We start from the raw sequence: 17,502 nt of genomic DNA, 5'->3' as shown, positions 1-17,502 counted from the left end.
CTTATGCCCAGCCCTATTCTCCAGCCGGTCGCCTCGCTGTTGCTCTCGACCTTGACGATCCCCGCCGCCCTTGGAATGTCATAATGCCGCGCCGCCTGATCGATCTGTCCATCCCGATCTGCAACGATGTGGTCACTGATCCGGAGACCATGCGTCCCAAGGTGACTTACTCCGTCCATGCTGACACCGTGCCCCAGATGGCGGCGTCATTCCCCGGGCTGACCGCCGCCGACATGCCCGACGGCGAGGGCTGGGCGGTGGAACGCGTGAGCCTGTCCACCCACAACGGCACCCACATGGATGCCCCCTGGCACTTCCACTCCACCACCGATCAGGCCACCACAACCCGCGCGGCGCCGACCATTGATGAGGGGCCCCTGGAGTACTTCCTGCAACCGGGCGTGAAACTGGATTTCCGTCACTTTCCCGACGGCTATGTGGCCACGGGCGCCGATGTAGAGGCCGAACTCGCGCGGATCGGCCACAAGCTGCAGCCTCTGGATATCGTGCTGGTCAACACCGCCGCGGGCGCGGCCTATGGCGCCCCGGACTTCATCCACAAGGGCTGCGGCATGGGTGAGGAGGCCACCCTCTACCTCACTGAACGCGGCGTGAAGGTTGTGGGCACCGACGCCTGGTCCTGGGACGCCCCCTTCAGCCACACCGCCAAGCGATGGGCCGAGACCCGAGACCCGAAGATCATCTGGGAAGGCCACAAGGCCGGCCGCTTCCGCGAGTACTACCAGATCGAAAAACTGACGAACCTGGAGGCGTTGCCCGCCAACGGCTTTACCCTCTCCTGCTTCCCGGTGAAGATCGCCGGCGCCTCCGCTGGCTGGATCCGGGCGGTGGCGATTGTGGATTAGAGTCGGTCAGCACGCAGAAGGCGGACTTCCCACCATAGCCGCGCCCTACCCCTTCGGCGTCAGCTTCACGATCTTGCCCACGGCCCCGCCCTGCAGCAGGTAGATCGCGCCGTCCGGGCCCTGGCGGATGTCGCGCCATAGGGCGCCCGGCATGTCCAGGCGCTCTTCGCCGACCACCCGCTCACCCTTGATGGTCAGGCGTTGAACATTGCCGCCAGGCAACCCCTGGGGCTGGAAGCCCGAAACGAACAGGCTGCCTTTCCACTTCGGGAACAGGTTGCCCGTGTAGAAGATCATCCCCGAAGGGGCGATCGTCGGGTCCCAATAGTAGAGCGGCTGCTCCATGCCGGGCCGCTGGGTCTCGCCGCCGGTGATCGGCGCCTTGGCCGGGCCATAGTTGACGCCGTAGGAAATGGTCGGCCAGCCATAGTCCTTGCCCTTGCGGGCGATGTTGATCTCGTCGCCGGCCTGGGGGCCGAACTCCACTTCCCAAAGTTCGCCGGTCTGCGGGTGCAAGGTCGCGGCCTGGACGTTACGATTGCCCCGGGTCCAGATCTCCGGCCGCGCGCCGGTCTGGCCGACAAAGGGATTGTCCTTGGGGATCGAGCCGTCCGGATTGATCCGCACGATCTTGCCGAGGCCGCTCGCCAGATCCTGTGACTGCTTCTGGCCCGCCGGGAACGAGCGCTCGCCCTGCGTCACGAACAGCTTGCCATCGCGCGCAAATACCAGTCGCGATCCGAAGTGCAGCGGAGAGGCCAGCGACGGCCGCTGGCGATAGATCACGGTCAGGCCTTCGATCCTGGGGGTCGCACCCTCGACCAGCTGGCCCCGCGCCACGGCGGTGTTGTTGGTCCCGTCCGCTTGAGGCTCGGCATAGCTCATGTAGATCAGCCGGTTGGTCTTGAACGCCGGGTCCAGCACCACGTCCAGCAGGCCGCCCTGCCCGCGCGACATCACCGTAGGCGTGCCGGTCACCGGCTCCGAGAGCGTGCCATCCTTGCCCACAATCCTGAGCGCGCCGGCGATCCGCTCGGTCACCAGCATCCGGCCATCGGGAAGGAAGGCGATCGACCAGGGATACTTCAGGCCCTGAGCGACGGTCGTCGTCTGGAAGGCCACGCCCAGCTTCTGTTCCGGCGCCCGGGTCTGGCCGGCGAAGGCGGGTTTGTAGGCTGTGATCGGCGGGCGGGCTTCCACGCTGGCGGGCTGGGCGCAGGCGCTTCCGCTCAATCCAGCCATCAGGGCCGCGGCGGCAAGCATCTTCGAGGTCACAGCCATAAACGTCACTCCAGGGTTTCGCGCACAGAGATAGCGATCATCCTGCGCCGACAGAAGGCCTATCCGTGGCGCGGCAGCAGTTCTACCAGCGAGCGGATGATCTGATCGGGCCGAACCCTGCTGCCAGCCGACAATCCCCAACCGTAGCCATCGAGCCACACGCCGGTGAGGCCCAGCCGCTGGGGTATCGTCCAGATCGATCAGCATCGCCCTGGGAAGCGTCATACCCGCGCCGCCACCCAGGCGCAGAGCAAGTCAGCCATCGCCTCGCGCTCCTCACGACTGTCCTCGAAGTAGTGGGCGCCCTTGATCAGCGCCAGCTGCTTGTCGGCCACGCCCAGGGCCTCGAAGATCTTGTGCGCATCGCTCGGGAACACTCCCGTGTCGGCCAGACCCTGCACCACCAGGCTGGGGGTATCAAACTTCGCCAGCTGATCGGCGCCACGGCAACGCGACGTCTCCAGGCTCCACATCGACAGCCAGGTCTTCAGCGTGTTGGCGCGGCCGATGCTGGGCGAGCGATTGGCCACCGCCGGGTGGCCGCGGTAGCACATCGGCGTTTGCCGTTCGGACGGGTCGATGCTCCCGTCCATCATCCGCAGGTCACCCCAGCATCGGAACAGCGGAAACAGCCGATCCGGAATCCCCGCCGCGTTCAGACGGGCCAGCTCGCTCTTGGCCCAGTCAGTGATCCGCTGGTTCCGCGCCCGCTGCGCCTCCCGGTAGCGGGCGATGAATTCCGGCGAGTAGGGTGGGCCATTGTCCGGATTGAACGGGTTGAGGCTTTCGTCCGTGGCCACCGGATCGGTCTCGTCCGTCACCGAAGCGTCCATCCAGTCGGTCAACACATCGGGCCGCCCCAGGTGCGCGTTGAGCGACACATAAAGGTCAGCCTTGGGCAGCGCATGCAGCGCTTCCAGCCCCGCCCCGCGTAACAGGTCGCCCAGCGTCGGCCGGATCGCCTCGGCCTGGTAGGCGCCCATCAGCGAGCCGCCGCCCGAGTTACCCAGGATGACGATGGTGTCGACGCCCGCCTGCTCGCGCAGCCAGCGCATTCCGACCCCGATGTCCAGCACCGCATGTTCCAGCAGGAACATGTCCTCGGCCCCGCGAAACCGCGTGTTCCAGCCCAGAAACCCATAGCCCCGCGCGGCCAGCCAGGGCGCGATGTAGTGCTCGGCGAAGTCCACATTGTAGTGGGTGGCGATGAAGGCGGTCCGGGGCCGCTGGCCGCGCGGCGTCGTATAGACCCCCTGGCAGGGATGCCCGCCCGCCCCGACGCGCGGCGATGTGGGCGAAGGCAGGCCGATGAACTGCCGTTCCACCTTCGCCATCAGGTCGCTGTCATCGATCACAGGGTCTCTCCCGGCTTGGCCTGCGCCACGCGGCGTGGTCAGTTACCCTCAGAGACCTAAACTCCAGCCCCGGATTTTCCCATGCCCGTTCTGCGTCAGGTGCCCCGCGCCGAGGTCACTTCCGAGGTGGTCCATCGCTACTATGACGCCCTGTTCGGCGCCGGGCGGGATCCGGTCGCCGAGCCCGGCACCGCCACCGGCACACCCGGCGACTGGTGGACCGTCTTCGCGCTGGCGCCCGACATTTTCAAGCACGCCGTCGATGGGTTCGCCGTCTACCGCCACCCCGAGCGCAAGATTGACCCGGTTCTGCGCGAGCTGGGCCAGACCCGCGCCGGCTGGGTGAAGTCCAGCCAGTTTGTCTTTTCCCAGCACTGCAAGTCCCTGCGGGCGCTGGGCGTCTCCGACGATAAGATCGCCGCCGTGCCCCACTGGACCGTCTCCGACGTCTTCAACGATCAGGAGCGCGCCGTACTGGCCTACGCCGACTGCCTCACCGCCGGCGACGGCCGCACGCCGCTGGAGGTGATCGACAAGCTCAAGACGTTCTGGAGCGACGAGGAAATCTTCGAGTTCACCTACATCACCACCCTTTACGCCATGCACGCCGTGATCACCCGCGCCCTGCGCATGGAATACGACAACCGGCCCGAAGCCATCGTCGAGGTCGCCGCCCCCAAGGGCTTCGAGGCCCAGGACTTCCTCAACCCGGCCACGCCGCCGAAGGGGCGGTAGAAAAATGGCCCCGAAGTCACCGGCGCAGGCCGATCACTTCGGAGCCAAACGGGATAGCCGCGAGCGGCCGCTCCTAGTTCTTGATGTCTTCCTTGACGTCCTTGGCAGCGCCTGTGACGGCCTTGCCTGCCGATGATACATCCTTGCCTGCCCCACCGACGGTGTTGCATCCGGCAAGGCCGATCACCAGGGCCGCCAGGAGCAGCGGGATTGAATGGCGTTTCATGGAGTGGTTCACATCCCCGCCCTGTCGGCGGCCTTTGATGCGTTTTCGCGCCAGGTCTTGACCTGGGCGTGGGCCTCATCACGGGTCACGCCGTAGCGCTCCTGGACCGAGCCGGCGAGCTTCTCGACATCGCCCTCGGCGCGCAGCAGATCGTCGTCGGTGAGCTTGCCCCACTGACGCTTGGCCTCGCCGACCAGTTGCTTCCACTGGCCCTTCATTGTGTCTTCGTTCATCGGTCTTCTCCTTGAGAGCGCCCAGGTCAGGGGCGTGGGGACAACCGCTCAGAACCCGTATGGTTGCCGGAAATCAGCGACGGCTCTCACGATTGGAAGAACAGTGCCTGTCCAATCGTCGCCTTCACCGTGTCGGGCTTGAAGGGCTTTGTGATGAGATAGGTTGGCTCCGGTCTCTCGCCTGACAAAAGTCGTTCGGGGAACGCGGTGATGAAGATCACCGGCAAGGTGTGGCTTGCCAGAATGTCCTGGACCGCATCGATGCCGGAACTGTCGTCAGCCAGCTGTATGTCGGCGAGGATCAATCCCGGTCGGTGCGCCTGCGCCATCGCGACCGCCTGATCGCGCGTCCGCGCCACCGCGACGACATCGTGGCCCAGGTCCATCACCAACGCCTCGATATCCATGGCGATGATGGGCTCGTCCTCGATGATCAGCACACGCGTCTTCAGGGCCGCATCGATGTCGACATGGGCGGAGGCGACGTCACGCAGGACAGTGTCCTGCGAAACCGACAGTATGTCTGACGCTTCCCCGACTGTGAAACCTTCCATGGTGGTCAGGAGGAAGGCCTTGCGGTTGGCGGGTGACATCCTCTGCAACGTCTCATCGGGTTTGAGCGTGGGTTGGATATCCGGCTCCAGGGTCGCGCCGGTGCTGTCCCATATGCTTTGAAACACCCGGTAGAGGCCTACACGTGAAGAGTACGAGGGCTCCAGCACGGCATCCCCGGCTAGGATCGCTTCCAGCGTTGCGCGGACATATGTGTCGCCGCGGGCCTGATGACCGGTGAGTGATCGGGCATATCGCCGGAGATAGGGTAGATCAGCGGCGACCTGTCTGGCTGTCATTGTTGTGATCCGCCCCTCGGACTATTTGATCGATCAGGTCGATCTTCAGGAACCGTACGCCGTCGGAGGCGTAGGGTTCCAAAGAGCCTGAAAACGAGTTGCGTGCGTTGCGCCGACGTCGTGGCGGTTCAGTGACCAGTAGGACGCAGAATTTGACCAACGACGAGAATGGAACGTCAAAGTTCGGTGGAGACCTGCGGAACCTGCAAAAAGCGGTGTCGCGCCGCAGACAGGGACAGGCCATCGGGCAGGAACTGCGCAACCAGTTCGAGAGTCTGGTCGCAGAGCCGCTGCCAGACCACCTGCTTGATTTGCTGAATGAACTTGAACGCCGGGAGGTTGGGTCGTGACCGTGCCGGCAACCCGGCGCCCGCCGATGTCTGACGCCCGGCTTGCCGAATTCAAGGCGGCTCTCATCACTGTTCTGCCCTCGCTTCGTGCGTTTGCAAGATCTCTGTGTCGAAACGCGGTCGAGGCGGACGATCTGGTGCAGGAGACGATGCTGAAAGCCTGGAGCGCGAGAGAATCCTACATCGAGGAGTCCAATTTCAAAGCCTGGGCATTTCGAATTCTGAGAAACTCGCTCTACTCGAACTGGCGGAAAAACTCCCGCCTGACCCAACTGGATGACACGGTTTACGAGAAGACGGCCAAGGCGACGGACAATGCCGAAACGGCGCTGGAGCTGGCAGAAGTATCCGAGGCAATCCTCGACCTGCCGCTGGAGCAGCGCGAAGCCCTGATCCTGATCGCAGCCGGCGGCTTCAACTATGAGGAGGTTGCGGCGATCGCCGGCGTGGCGGTCGGCACGATCAAGAGCCGCGTGTCCCGGGGTCGGGCAAATCTCATTGCGCTGATGGAGAACCGTGCGCATCGGCGCCCCCAGATCTCGGCGCTTGGCGCGGCGCAAGGCCTGATCAGCGACGCTGACCGCCTGGTTCGCAACGCCACCGCGTCGGGATGAAAACCTCGGGGTCCGAGCCGCCGCCTCAGCCTACGCGCACACAACTGATAGCTGAAAACACGAAGCTCCGGCGCGAGATCGACCACAGGGTTCGCAACAGCCTCCAGGTTGTTGCGTCGCTTGTGGATGTTACGGCGCGCAGCGCGACCGAGCCGTCAGCTCTGGCTGTTCTGGACATCCTGCGAGCCCGCATCTCTGCCATGATTGCGGTCTACCGAACGCTGGACGATGTCCCTCACCGCGCCTCTGTAAACATGGGTGATACACTCCGCGATCTGGTGGACCAGGTCGCCGATAGCCGACCCACCGGGACGCCCAGAAACGAGGCCCAGATTAATGCCGAGAACATCATCCTGCCGCTGGATGATGCGATGCCCGTGGCTCTCATGGTGATCGAAGTATTGTTGGCGACCGCCCTGCAGGCTGACGCCAACTCCACAGGCCCGACGGCCACAGTGGCCCTCACGCGCGAAGGAGATGATGCGCTTCTGAGGATTCACCTGGTCAATGCGACGGGAGATGCGCTGATGCCCCTGTTGACCCATCATGCGCAGGAGATGATCGAGGCGCTTGCGCGACAATTGGGTGGCCCTTTGATCGTCGACAATGACGAGGGTGTCAGTCGAACCGTCGAAGTCCGGTTTCCGGTCCGGAATCTGGCACGGACGCATGAGTGACGTGGAGCGATCCAGGCCGCGACGTTGCAGCTGGGGCGACGGGAGTGACAGCATTGCTGCTTGAGGCTGGAAGAACCTGCTGGCGCGCCAATCAGGCCAATCGCGCCGCCGTGCTGATCGATGCCGCAGCGTACTTTGCCGCTGTGAGATCCGCCCTGCAGGCGGCGACGTCTTCAATCCATATGCTCAACTGGGCTTTCGATCCCGACACCAGACTTTGCCCTCGAGATGAGGATGACGCGGGGCCGGAGTTCGAGCTTGGAGCCTTTCTGATACAGCTGGCAGCCGAGCGCCCCGAACTCAAGATCCGCATCCTGTGCTGGAAGTCTGCGGTGCTGGTATCCGCGACCCAACACTTCTTTCCGCACCGTGCGAGGCGTTGCTTCAAGGATACGCCGATCCAGTTCTACCTGGACGCCACCGTTCCGCTGGGCGGCTGTCACCACCAGAAGGTGATCGTTGTGGATGGAAAGATCGCCTTTGTCGGCAGTTGCGACTTCTCCCCCGACCGCTGGGATACGCCCGAACACATGGACGCCGATCCGAGACGGCGGGTTTCAGGTCGTACAGCGGCGTTTCACGAGCCCCGGCACGAAGTCATGGCGATTGTTGATGGCGCCGCAGCGCAGTCCCTGGCTTCCCTGTTTGCCAGACGTTGGCGCCACGCCATCGGCGAGGACCTGACACCCGACAAGGCAATCGAGGTCGATGCCTGGCCCGACCGTCTTGAACCGCAATTCAACAACGTCACAACCGGCCTGTCCCGCACTGAGCCAGGGTGGCGGGGGCGCGAGGAAGTTCGCGAGATCGAGGCGTTGCATCTGGCCTCAATCGCTGCGGCCCGCCGATGCATCTACCTGGAAAACCAGTATCTCACTTCGCCTGTTGTCGGTGCTGCGTTGGCGGCCCGGCTTGCCGATCCGGATGGTCCGGAGGTTGTTCTGGTCTCCAACCAATTGTCACCCAGCTGGTTCGATCAGATGACAATGGATCGTCGGCGCTCCCGGATCATCAGTTTGCTGCGGGCGGCGGACACCTTCGGTCGGCTAAGAGCCTATGTTCCTGTCACGGCGGCAGGCACGCCCGTCGTGGTTCATGCCAAGCTGTCGATCATGGATGACGACCTGCTGCACGTGGGATCCGCAAACCTCAACAACCGCTCGGGCGGCTTTGACACCGAGTGCGACCTCACAATGGAGATTGAGCCCGCAGACGATGCCAACCGGACCGAAGTCGCCCATTGCCGCAACCAGTTGATCGCCCACTGGCTCGCCTGCTCCGTTCCGGATGTGGCGTCGGCTGTTGCTGGGGCCGGCAGTGTCGGCGGCGGCATCGAGCATCTGAGAGCCCAGGGCTACACACGCCTCTCGCCCCTCGAGTCCAGGCCGCTGGGGCCGATCTCCGCCCGCTTTGCCAGCTTGCATCTGGGGGATCCCGTAGGCGTCGACGACTCCTGGAAACCGTGGAAGAGAACCCGGGCGATCCGAGCCGCACTCGCGATAGGGCTTCGCCGCGCGGCATGACCCGGGTCATGACCTACAACGTCCACCTATGCATAGGGACCGATCGGCGGCTCGATGTTGGTCGCGTAGCCGACGTGATTGCAGCCCAGGAGCCCGACATCATCGCCCTTCAGGAACTGGATGTCGGCCGCGCTCGAACCGGCGGCCTTGACCAGGCGCAGGAACTGGCGACGCGGCTGGGGATGCGGTTCCACTTCAATGCCGCCATGACCTTCGAGAACGAGGCCTACGGCGACGCGATCATGACTCACCTTCCCGAACGGCTGGTCAAGACAGGTCCGCTGCCGGGATATGCCCGCCTGCGCGGACTTGAGCCACGCGGCGCACTCTGGGTCTCGGTGCAGGTCGGCGACCGTGACGTTCAGGTGATCACCACCCACCTGGGCCTTTTGCCTCAGGAGCAGCGACGCCAGGCGGCCGCACTGGCCGGCATCCACTGGCTGGGCGATCCGAAACGCCGTAATCCAACGATTTTCCTGGGCGACCTCAACAGCCATCGCGGCAGCCCGATCTGCCAGGCGTTGTTACATGGCCTCAAGGACACGCGGGATGGCGCCGGTGGCGTCCCGACTTTTCCATCGACCTTGCCCATCGTCGGAATTGACCATGTGTTTGTCAGCCACGACATCGCCATCCAGGCCATCAGCACACCACGGGATCGCCTGTCACGACAGGCATCGGACCATCTCCCGCTTGTCGTCGATTTCAGTTTTGCCTGACCCCTAATCCGGGCTCGAAACCCAGCCGTTCATCCGGGCCCGCCGCTGTTCGGCCGCCAGCAGAGACCTGATCATGGCCCGACAGCGTGCGTCCGGGGCGCTCCGAAGTCTGTGGGCGTAGTGAGCGATGTTCTGATGGTGCACGAATCTGTCCAGCGCCTCCGGGATCTGGGGAGCTTCCCCTACTGGCGCACCCGACGGGTTGGCCTGAATCCTTGCGGTCATGCGGGCAACGCTGATTCTGCAGCGGCAGGTCTCTTGGCGGTGAGCGGCGAAGGGGTCTCTGTCGTCCTGCCGTCAAAATGCTCAGGGTCTGCACTCGCCTCGGCCCGGGTCTCGCGCACGATCCCGTCCTGATGATGCGGCGGCGAGTACAGCGTATAGAACCGCAGGGGCTTGGACCCGGTGTTGACAATGTTGTGCAAGGCGCCCGCCGGCACAAAAATGGCGTCTTCCTTGCCGATCCGGGTCCGCTTGCCGTCGATCCAGGCCTCGCCCCTGCCCTTCTCCACACGGAAGAACTGGTCATTGCCCTTGTGGGTCTCGGTTCCGATCTCTTCACCGGGCTTTAGGGTCATCAGCACCAGCTGCAGGTGCTGGCCCGTGTACACCACGCGCCGGAAGGCAGCATTCTCGTCCGCCAGCTCGGCGATATCGTCGATGAAACCCTTCATGCGTCTTTCCCTTGCCCCCACTGCGCCTGCCGCACCGGACACCTAGGGGGTCAACCCACGGGATCAGAAGGTGTTCCCGCGAGCGCGCACTATCCACAGGCGTCAAGTCGCAGCAGCGAAACACGAGCAACGCAACACGCACCCATTCACGCCCACTGGCGAACAAGGTGTTGGTGCCCCAGGCCGGACTCGAACCAGCACGTCTCTCGACAATAGATTTTGAGTCTACCGCGTCTACCATTTCGCCACTGGGGCAGCGGGGCGCGAACATAGGCGCCAGGCGCTCCGCGTCAATGTGAGCCTTGCGTTACAGCGACACCGATTGTACCTGATAATCGTTCGCAAGTGTTGCGGGCGTGGGAACCCATCCATGAGAGAGACCCAGGCCAGTACTGCAGACCCCGCAACGCAGGCTGGCGCGATCCGGCTTTCGAAGGCGCGACCGGGCGACCGGGGAATCATCGTGGATGTGCGATCAGATTCACGATCCCGCGACCACGGCGTGGATGACGCGGAGTTGCTGCGCCGCCTGCTGGAGTTCGGTTTTGTCGAGGGCGCCCGCATAGAGTTGATTCATGAGGGCGCGTTGGGTCACGATCCTATCGCCGTCCGGCTGGACGACATGCGCGTGGCGCTTCGGCGGCGCGATGCCCAGGACATCTGGATCCAGCTGGACGCACAATGAGCCAGGCGATCCTGAAACCCGCCCGCGTGGCGCTGGTCGGCAACCCGAACACCGGCAAGACCGCCCTTTTCAACGCACTGACCGGGGGTCGCCAGAAGGTCGCCAACTACGCCGGCGTCACGGTGGAGCGGAAGGAAGGCCAGCTGGTCACCGCCAGTGGTCGGGCGCTGTCGATCCTGGATCTGCCCGGCACATACTCCCTGCGCGCCCGCAGCCCCGATGAGGCCGTCACCCGTGACGCGGTGCTCGGCCGCCTGCCCGGCGAGATCGAGCCCGATGTGGTGATTGCAGTCGCTGACGCCACAAACCTGCGGCTCGTGCTGCGCCTGATCCTGGAACTCAAGGCCGTGGGGCGACCCATGGTGCTGGCGCTCAACATGTATGACATCGCCCAGCGCCAGGGCCTGCGGATCGACATCGAGGGCCTGCAGCGCGATCTGGGCTGTCCCATCGTCACCACCGTGGCCACCCGAAAGCGCGGCATTGAGGAACTGACCGCCCAGGTCGAGGCTCTGATTTCGGGCGGCGCTCTACCCGTGCGCAACACCTGGCATGAGCCCGACGCCGCCGGCATCCGCGACGCCCACCGCGAGGCGCAGCGGCTGCTGAAGGCTCATGTACGACCACCGGAACGCCCGGACACCCTCACCGCACGGATCGATGATGTGCTGCTGCACCCGGTGGCCGGCCTGGTGATCCTGCTGGGTCTGTTGTTCGTGATGTTCCAGGCGGTTTTCGCCTGGGCGGCGCCGCTGATGGACGGCATCGACGCCGGGTTTGCCTGGCTCAGTGTATTTGTGGGCCAATCCCTGCCGGATGGGCTGATCAAGGATTTCATCGCCGACGGCGTGATCGCCGGCGTGGGCAGCGTGCTGATTTTCCTGCCGCAGATCCTGATCCTGTTCTTGTTCATAATCCTGCTGGAAGACTTCGGCTATATGGCGCGCGCCGCCTTCCTGATGGACAAGCTTATGGGGGGCGCCGGGCTGCATGGCCGCGCATTCATCCCCCTGCTCTCCAGTTTCGCCTGCGCGATCCCGGGCATCATGGCCGCGCGCGTGATCGACCAGAAGCGCGACCGGATCACCACGATCCTGGTGGCCCCGCTGATGACCTGTTCGGCGCGGATCCCGGTCTACACCCTGATCATCTCAGCCTTCATCCCGGACCGCGCCGTGGGGCCAGGGCTGAACCTGCAAGGGCTCGTGATGTTCGGCCTCTACGCCTCGGGGATCCTCAGCGCACTGGCGGTATCGTTTGTGATCCGCCGGGTATTCTGGCGCGGCGCCGTGGAGCCGTTCCTGATGGAACTCCCCACCTACAAGCTGCCGTCGGCCGAAAGCGTGGCCCGCAATCTGTTGCTGCGCGCCCAGATTTTCCTGTCGCGGGCGGGCCGTATCATCCTGCCGCTGATGGTGCTGGTGTGGTTCCTGTCAACCTTCCCCGGGCCGCCGCCGGGCGCCACGCTGCCGCCGATCGACTACAGCTTCGCCGGCATCGTCGGCCACGCGATCCAGCCCCTGTTCGCCCCCATCGGCTTCAACTGGCAGATGGTGGTGGCGCTGATCCCCGGCTTTGCCGCGCGCGAAGTGGCGGTGGCGGCGCTCGGCACCGTCTATGCCGTAGCGGAGGCCGAGGCCAATGTGGGCGCGCTCGGCGCGCGCCTGGCCGAGCAGTGGTCGCTGGCCACCGGCCTCTCATTCCTCGCCTGGTATATCTTCGCGCCTCAGTGCGCCGCCACCCTGGGCGTGGTGAAGCGCGAAACCAACTCCTGGGCCTGGACCGCCGTCATGCTGGTCTACATGACCGCACTGGCCTACCTGGCCTCGTTCGTCGTCTACCGGGGCGCGGTCGCGCTGGGGTGGGGGTGAACGCCCGCGAGGCCTGAAACGCCAGGTTGTCTTAATGTCATCTTTTCCGTGCGCCTTAACCCGCCGATAAATGCACCGGGCGCAAGCTCTGTTGCACCATGCAGATCCCGCAAAACATCCAGGCCGACGCCCCGACAGCAAAACGCTCGATCCGCGTCAAACCCGCCACCTGCAAACGCGTCCGCGAGGCCCTGCTCTCACTCGGCGGCGAAGCGCACCGTTCGATGGTGATCGAACACGTGGCCCGCAATCTTGGCCACGATGTTCGCCAGATCCCCGAGGAACTGCAACAGGAGGTGATCGTCTCGTTCGAGGCGACCTGGCGCGATGAACGCAAGCGCGCGGCCTTCGGCTTCCACCTGCCATTCGGCGAGGGCTCCCACCGCTGGGGCATCATGCGCGAGAAAGTGTTCGCCGCCTAAAGCGGCTGGCCCGCCGCCGCCTGCAACCTCGCCAGCAGCCGCTTCAGTAACGCGACGTCCTCCGGCGCCAGTCCGGCGATCAGGGTTGCCTCATAGGCCAGAGCCAGCGGCGCGATCTCGGCATAAAGACTTCGGCCCGCCGCCGTCAGCGTCAGCATGTGGCTGCGACCATCGGCCTTGTTCCGGGTGCGCCCGATAAGGTGCCGTTTGACCAGTCCCTGGGCGGCGCGGCTCACGGTGACCTTGTCCATCATGGTGCGGGCCACAATCTGAACCTGGGTCAGCCCCCTATCCTCGGCCAGTACGCACACCAGCCGCCACTGCGGGATCGACAGGCCGAACCGGTCTTCATAGGCCCGCGCGATCAGGCCGGAGACCGCGTTGGACGCGACCGACAGCCGATAGGGCAGATAGCTGTCCAGCTGCAGCGTGGTCTCGCCGCCCATTCCCGGCGCATTGGCGTTCATGACCCGGCGACGACCTGCTCGATGGCTCCGAAGATGGACGCCCGCTTGCTATCGACCATCTCGATCCGCACCGTATCGCCAGCCTTCAGGAAGGGGGTTACAGGCGCACCGCCGGTCAGGGTTTCCACCGTGCGCACCTCGGCCAGGCAGGCATAGCCAGCCCCACCCTCGGAGATCGGCTTGCCAGGTCCTCCGTCAGGCCCGCGATTGGACACCGTCCCCGAACCCACGATCGTACCGGCGCTCAGGGCCCGGGTGCGGGCGGCGTGGGCGACAAGGGTTCCGAAGTCGAAAGTCATGTCGACGCCCGCGTCCGGTTCGCCCATGGGCTTTCCATTCAGTTCAACTTCCAGCCTGCCGCCAAGCTTGCCGTCTTTCCAGGTCGGCAGGGCGTCCGGCGTCACGGCGACCGGTGAAAAGGCCGAGGCAGGCTTTGACTGGAAAAAACCGAACCCCTTCGCCATCTCGCCCGGGATCAGGTTGCGCAAGGACACGTCGTTGCACAGCAGGACCAACCGGATCGCCGCCAGAGCTTCCTCGCGCGTGGCGCCCAGCGGCACATCGCCGGTGATCACGGCCACCTCCCCTTCCAGATCGCAGCCCCAGGCCTCGTCACCCAGCGGGATCGGGTCGCGCGGACCCAGGAACCCGTCCGATCCGCCCTGATACATCAGAGGATCCGTCCAGAAACCCGTCGGCATCTCCGCACCCCGAGCCTGACGCACCAGGGCCACATGGTTCACATAGGCCGAGCCATCGGCCCACTGGTAGGCGCGCGGCAGGGGGCTTGCCGCCTCATGTTCGTGGAACCGCGCCTTAGGCACCGAGCCGTGCTCCAGGCTTTCCGCCAGGCCGCGAAGCTCCGGCTCGCACCGCTCCCAGTCGTCCAGCGCCGCCTGCAGGGTCAACGCAATGCGGTCGGCCGGCGAGTACCATGCAAGATCGTTGGAAACCACCACCAGGCGGCCATCCCGGCCCCCCTTCAACGACGCCAGTTTCATGCGGTGCTCCCTCCAGTATCTTTCGTAATGACGCGCGTCAGCCGTACGCCGTCCTCAAATGCGCGCGCCTCATAGACCGACACTTCGACGCGGATGTCACCGCCAGTTTCGTGCTCCCACAGATAAGTGCGTTCGAAGCAGACTTCGCGGCCGCCGGGAGTGAAGCCCTCGAAGGTGTCGCCCCAGGGGGTGAGCTTGACCAATTCCCGCCAACCCAGCGTCATGGCCCGGTCCAGCTCGTCATCCGCGGCGGCGGTAAAGTCTTCGGCGAAATCCGTCACGTCTGGATCCGCACGCCCGATGGCGCCGTGAATACCGAGACCTCAGCGTCGCCCGTGTTGACCACGTCGGATGACTCGAAGATCAGGACCTCGGCTTCCTCATCCGACGCGGTGCGATGCTCGACTCCGCGCGGCACCACCAGCATCTGGCCGGCAGACAGTTCCACGACCTGGTCTCGAAACTCAACCCTGAACTGTCCCCTGAAGACCAGGAACATCTCCTCGGCCTCCAGATGGCGATGCCAAGGGAACACGCCTTGAGTCTTCACCAGCCGTATATCCTGCCCATTCATCCGGGCAACGATCTTCGGCCGCCAGTGCTCTTCGAAGGTGGCAAAACTCCGGGTCAGGTCAATCGCTTCAGGTGAGGTCATTCGCCCTTCCAGCTATCGACATACGCCGGGTTCTCGACCGAAGACGCGGCCTCGCCGACCTCGAGCGGATCGCGGGTGTCGATCATGACCGCGTACTCGTCCGTGGCGACTTTTGGCTGAACCAGCATCGACTTCAACGCTTTCGGGTGTGGGCCGTGGGTGAATCCGCTCGGATGAAATGTAAGCATGCCGGCCTCAATATGGTCACGGCTGAAGAAGTCGCCGGCGTGGTAGAACAGCACCTCGTCGAAATCGTCGTTGTTGTGGAAGAACGGCACCTTCAGCGCGCCGGGATCCGTCTCGAACGGACGAGGCGCAAAGGTGCACACCACGAAGCGATCCGACACGAAGGTGGAGTGCACGCTGGGCGGCAGGTGATAGCGGTGGCTCACCACCGGGCGGATGTGGCGGACGTTCAGGCGCACCGGCGCCAGGTCACCGTGCCACCCCACCGCGTCCAGCGGGTTGTAGGGATAGGTGGCCACCGAAACCTGACCACGCTTCTTGATCTCGACCCGCACCTCGCCGGGCTCGTCCTGGTGGACCCTGAAGCCGGTGTCCATCTCGGGTGTGTCCAGCATGGCCGGATCGAACTGGGCATGGCCGCCCATCAGGCCGCGGTCGGGCAGCCTGTAGTGGGTGTTGGTGGCCTCGATCATCAGGATCGCGCAGGGCTCCGAGGGCGCCAGTCGCCACATCGTGCCGCGCGGGAGATAGAGGTAGTCCCCGGTCTCGTAGGCGATCCGGCCATAGTCGCAGAAAAGGTCGCCCCCGCCCTGATGAACAAACAGAAGCTGATCGCCATCCGCGTTGCGGGCCAGAGCAGGCATGGCTTCCAGGATTTTCCAGAAGCGAACCTCGGTGGCCTTGTTGTGCAGCACCACCGCCGCGCCCCATGGCGAGGTCTGGGCGCCCTTCAGCCGGTTCAGATCAAAAGCACGCGGGCGCAGCGGCCCCTCGAACCGCGTCCAGCCGGTGGGTGGCCGGCGGTGATGCAGGAACGCGGCCGGGCCGAAGAACCCCTCCTTGGAGATCTCGCGCTCATAGGTGCCGTCAGGCATGTCGGCATGTGCCTGACGCGAGTGCGACCCCTGTGCGCCCCGAACCGGTATCCAGTCACCCTTGGCCATTGCGGATTACCCTTGAGACGGCGCCGGCAGCACCCCCCGGCGAATCTGATCCAGTTCGATGGACTCGAACAGGGCCTTGAAGTTGCCCTCGCCGAAGCCCTCGTTGCCCTTGCGCTGGATCAGTTCGAAGAAGATCGGGCCGATCATGTTCTCGGTGAAGATCTGCAGCAATAGCCCCTGGCCTTCCGTCGGCGCGCCGTCGATCAGGATCCGGTCGGCGCGCAGCCGCGCCACATCCTCACCATGGCCGGGCACACGTGCATCGATCCCGTCGAAATAGGTGTCGATGGTGTCCTGGAAGGTAACGCCGCGATCCCGCATCGCTTCGACGGAGGTATAGATGTCGTCGGCGCCCAGCGCGATGTGCTGGATGCCCTCGCCCTTGTAGTCGCGCAGGAACTCCTCGATCTGGGAGTGCTCATCCTGGCTCTCGTTCAGCGGGATACGGATCTTGCCGCAGGGACTGGTCATGGCCTTGGAGACCAGGGCGGTCTGTTTGCCCTCGATGTCGAAGTAGCGGATCTCCCGGAAATTGAAGATGTCCTCGTAGAAAGCCGCCCAGGTCGCCATCTGGCCGCGCCGGACGTTGTGAGTCAGGTGATCCAGATAGCCAAGGCCCAGAGCATTGGCCAGCGCCGCCTCGGCTGCGCCCGGGATGGGTACGAAATCGACGTCGTAGATCTCCTGCGCCCCATAGCGATCCACCAGGTAGAGGTTCGACCCGCCGATGCCCTCTATGGCCGGGATGTTCAGCTCCATCGGCCCGACCGGGCCCACGACCGCCCTGGCGCCCCGCGCCACCGCCATCTCCAGCGCCCGCGCCGCGTCGCGTACCCGGAAGGCCATGGCGTTGGCCGACGGCCCATGGATCTCGCGAAACGCCGCCGCCTGCCCTGATGGTTCCATGTTCAGGATGAAGTTGATGTCGCCCTGACGAAACCGCAGCACGTTCTTTGAACGGTGACGGGACACCGCCGTGAAGCCCATCTTCTCGAACAGGCCCTTCAGGCGTTCGGGCGCGGGCGAGGTGAATTCGACAAACTCGAAGCCGTCCGTGCCCAGCGGATTTTCAAACAGGTCACGGCTTGCGCCAGCGGTTTGGACAGTCATGGCAACGCTCCAGGTGTTTCGTCTTTAGTATCATTTGCAACCAATTTCTGAAAGAGC

General features: G+C 64.6%; 22 protein-coding genes and 1 tRNA gene. 10 read left to right on the top strand and 13 right to left on the bottom strand.

Annotated features, from left to right (window positions below):
- Positions 1-83 precede the first annotated feature (83 nt).
- Entirely contained in the window at positions 84-866 is a 783-nt protein-coding gene (locus ACIQ3B_RS07020; protein WP_397400996.1) for a cyclase family protein, read from the top strand.
- A 45-nt stretch (positions 867-911) separates the two neighbouring features.
- On the opposite strand, the gene ACIQ3B_RS07015 is transcribed toward ACIQ3B_RS07020, so the two are convergent.
- Together ACIQ3B_RS07015 and ACIQ3B_RS07010 are read right to left on the bottom strand one after the other, a co-directional pair.
- Positions 912-2,147: a PQQ-dependent sugar dehydrogenase gene (locus ACIQ3B_RS07015; RefSeq protein WP_397400994.1), complete on the bottom strand. Its 1,236-nt coding sequence runs from the start codon at positions 2,145-2,147 to the stop codon at positions 912-914.
- A gap of 221 nt (positions 2,148-2,368) precedes the next feature.
- A complete protein-coding gene (locus ACIQ3B_RS07010; protein WP_397400992.1) occupies positions 2,369-3,502 on the bottom strand; it encodes an alpha/beta hydrolase in 1,134 nt (377 codons plus the stop codon).
- 81 nt (positions 3,503-3,583) lie between these two features.
- Between ACIQ3B_RS07010 and ACIQ3B_RS07005 the strand changes: the two genes are divergently transcribed.
- On the top strand, positions 3,584-4,237 hold the full coding sequence (locus tag ACIQ3B_RS07005; RefSeq protein ID WP_397400990.1) for a carboxymuconolactone decarboxylase family protein: 654 nt from the start codon (positions 3,584-3,586) through the stop codon (positions 4,235-4,237).
- A gap of 73 nt (positions 4,238-4,310) precedes the next feature.
- Here the strand turns inward: ACIQ3B_RS07005 and ACIQ3B_RS07000 are convergent, their stop codons facing one another.
- The 3 genes from ACIQ3B_RS07000 to ACIQ3B_RS06990 all read right to left on the bottom strand — a co-directional run bounded on the left by ACIQ3B_RS07000 (position 4,311) and on the right by ACIQ3B_RS06990 (position 5,547).
- Entirely contained in the window at positions 4,311-4,463 is a 153-nt protein-coding gene (locus tag ACIQ3B_RS07000) for an entericidin A/B family lipoprotein (RefSeq protein ID WP_397400988.1), read from the bottom strand.
- A gap of 8 nt (positions 4,464-4,471) precedes the next feature.
- Positions 4,472-4,696, bottom strand: coding sequence for a CsbD family protein (locus ACIQ3B_RS06995; RefSeq protein ID WP_397400986.1), 225 nt, complete (start codon positions 4,694-4,696; stop codon positions 4,472-4,474).
- An 86-nt stretch (positions 4,697-4,782) separates the two neighbouring features.
- Complete coding sequence (locus ACIQ3B_RS06990) at positions 4,783-5,547, bottom strand: response regulator (RefSeq protein ID WP_397400984.1); 765 nt, start codon at positions 5,545-5,547, stop codon at positions 4,783-4,785.
- A 152-nt stretch (positions 5,548-5,699) separates the two neighbouring features.
- Between ACIQ3B_RS06990 and ACIQ3B_RS06985 the strand changes: the two genes are divergently transcribed.
- From ACIQ3B_RS06985 to ACIQ3B_RS06965, 5 genes are read left to right on the top strand one after another with little or no spacing between them, the layout of a single operon-like run.
- On the top strand, positions 5,700-5,897 hold the full coding sequence (locus tag ACIQ3B_RS06985) for a NepR family anti-sigma factor (protein WP_397400982.1): 198 nt from the start codon (positions 5,700-5,702) through the stop codon (positions 5,895-5,897).
- Positions 5,894-6,511 carry a sigma-70 family RNA polymerase sigma factor gene (locus ACIQ3B_RS06980; RefSeq protein ID WP_397400980.1) on the top strand — a complete coding sequence of 206 codons (618 nt, stop codon included), beginning with the start codon at positions 5,894-5,896 and terminating at the stop codon, positions 6,509-6,511. Before ACIQ3B_RS06985 ends, ACIQ3B_RS06980 begins: the two co-directional genes overlap by 4 nt.
- Positions 6,508-7,188 carry a sensor histidine kinase gene (locus tag ACIQ3B_RS06975; RefSeq protein WP_397400978.1) on the top strand — a complete coding sequence of 227 codons (681 nt, stop codon included), beginning with the start codon at positions 6,508-6,510 and terminating at the stop codon, positions 7,186-7,188. The genes ACIQ3B_RS06980 and ACIQ3B_RS06975 overlap by 4 nt, the downstream gene beginning before the upstream one ends.
- Positions 7,189-7,232: 44 nt before the next feature.
- The gene (locus ACIQ3B_RS06970; RefSeq protein WP_397400976.1) at positions 7,233-8,711 is read left to right on the top strand and encodes a phospholipase; all 1,479 of its coding nucleotides are present in this window, start codon (positions 7,233-7,235) and stop codon (positions 8,709-8,711) included.
- An 8-nt stretch (positions 8,712-8,719) separates the two neighbouring features.
- Complete coding sequence (locus ACIQ3B_RS06965) at positions 8,720-9,430, top strand: endonuclease/exonuclease/phosphatase family protein (RefSeq protein WP_397400975.1); 711 nt, start codon at positions 8,720-8,722, stop codon at positions 9,428-9,430.
- A 221-nt stretch (positions 9,431-9,651) separates the two neighbouring features.
- Here the strand turns inward: ACIQ3B_RS06965 and ACIQ3B_RS06960 are convergent, their stop codons facing one another.
- Positions 9,652-10,104: a cupin domain-containing protein gene (locus ACIQ3B_RS06960; protein WP_397400973.1), complete on the bottom strand. Its 453-nt coding sequence runs from the start codon at positions 10,102-10,104 to the stop codon at positions 9,652-9,654.
- Positions 10,105-10,275: 171 nt separating this feature from the next.
- Positions 10,276-10,359 (bottom strand) — tRNA-Leu (locus ACIQ3B_RS06955).
- Positions 10,360-10,474: 115 nt separating this feature from the next.
- Here ACIQ3B_RS06955 and ACIQ3B_RS06950 point away from each other — a divergent pair.
- The 3 genes from ACIQ3B_RS06950 to ACIQ3B_RS06940 all read left to right on the top strand — a co-directional run bounded on the left by ACIQ3B_RS06950 (position 10,475) and on the right by ACIQ3B_RS06940 (position 13,082).
- Positions 10,475-10,789, top strand: coding sequence for a ferrous iron transport protein A (locus tag ACIQ3B_RS06950; RefSeq protein WP_397400971.1), 315 nt, complete (start codon positions 10,475-10,477; stop codon positions 10,787-10,789).
- Positions 10,786-12,660 carry a ferrous iron transporter B gene (locus tag ACIQ3B_RS06945; RefSeq protein ID WP_397400969.1) on the top strand — a complete coding sequence of 625 codons (1,875 nt, stop codon included), beginning with the start codon at positions 10,786-10,788 and terminating at the stop codon, positions 12,658-12,660. The genes ACIQ3B_RS06950 and ACIQ3B_RS06945 overlap by 4 nt, the downstream gene beginning before the upstream one ends.
- A gap of 98 nt (positions 12,661-12,758) precedes the next feature.
- Complete coding sequence (locus tag ACIQ3B_RS06940; protein WP_397400967.1) at positions 12,759-13,082, top strand: hypothetical protein; 324 nt, start codon at positions 12,759-12,761, stop codon at positions 13,080-13,082.
- Here ACIQ3B_RS06940 and ACIQ3B_RS06935 read toward each other — a convergent pair.
- The 6 genes from ACIQ3B_RS06935 to hppD are packed head-to-tail and all read right to left on the bottom strand — an operon-like array spanning position 13,079 to position 17,445.
- Positions 13,079-13,549 (bottom strand): MarR family winged helix-turn-helix transcriptional regulator, encoded by a 471-nt coding sequence (locus ACIQ3B_RS06935; RefSeq protein WP_397400965.1) that lies wholly within the window; start codon positions 13,547-13,549, stop codon positions 13,079-13,081. The genes ACIQ3B_RS06940 and ACIQ3B_RS06935 overlap by 4 nt on opposite strands.
- On the bottom strand, positions 13,546-14,550 hold the full coding sequence (locus tag ACIQ3B_RS06930) for a fumarylacetoacetate hydrolase family protein (RefSeq protein ID WP_397400963.1): 1,005 nt from the start codon (positions 14,548-14,550) through the stop codon (positions 13,546-13,548). The genes ACIQ3B_RS06935 and ACIQ3B_RS06930 overlap by 4 nt, the downstream gene beginning before the upstream one ends.
- Positions 14,547-14,831, bottom strand: coding sequence for a hypothetical protein (locus tag ACIQ3B_RS06925; protein WP_397400962.1), 285 nt, complete (start codon positions 14,829-14,831; stop codon positions 14,547-14,549). The genes ACIQ3B_RS06930 and ACIQ3B_RS06925 overlap by 4 nt, the downstream gene beginning before the upstream one ends.
- Positions 14,828-15,205, bottom strand: coding sequence for a cupin domain-containing protein (locus ACIQ3B_RS06920; protein WP_397400960.1), 378 nt, complete (start codon positions 15,203-15,205; stop codon positions 14,828-14,830). Before ACIQ3B_RS06920 ends, ACIQ3B_RS06925 begins: the two co-directional genes overlap by 4 nt.
- Positions 15,202-16,335 (bottom strand): homogentisate 1,2-dioxygenase, encoded by a 1,134-nt coding sequence (locus tag ACIQ3B_RS06915; RefSeq protein ID WP_397400958.1) that lies wholly within the window; start codon positions 16,333-16,335, stop codon positions 15,202-15,204. The genes ACIQ3B_RS06920 and ACIQ3B_RS06915 overlap by 4 nt, the downstream gene beginning before the upstream one ends.
- A gap of 6 nt (positions 16,336-16,341) precedes the next feature.
- Positions 16,342-17,445, bottom strand: a complete 1,104-nt coding sequence (gene hppD, locus ACIQ3B_RS06910; protein ID WP_397400957.1) for a 4-hydroxyphenylpyruvate dioxygenase — start codon at positions 17,443-17,445, stop codon at positions 16,342-16,344.
- Positions 17,446-17,502 lie beyond the last annotated feature (57 nt).

Source organism: Phenylobacterium sp., from assembly GCF_044358365.1.
In the GTDB taxonomy this organism is placed as follows: Bacteria; Pseudomonadota; Alphaproteobacteria; order Caulobacterales; family Caulobacteraceae; genus Phenylobacterium.
The sequence above is the reverse complement of the archived record's forward strand: the minus strand, read 5'-3'. Positions and strand labels throughout refer to the sequence as shown.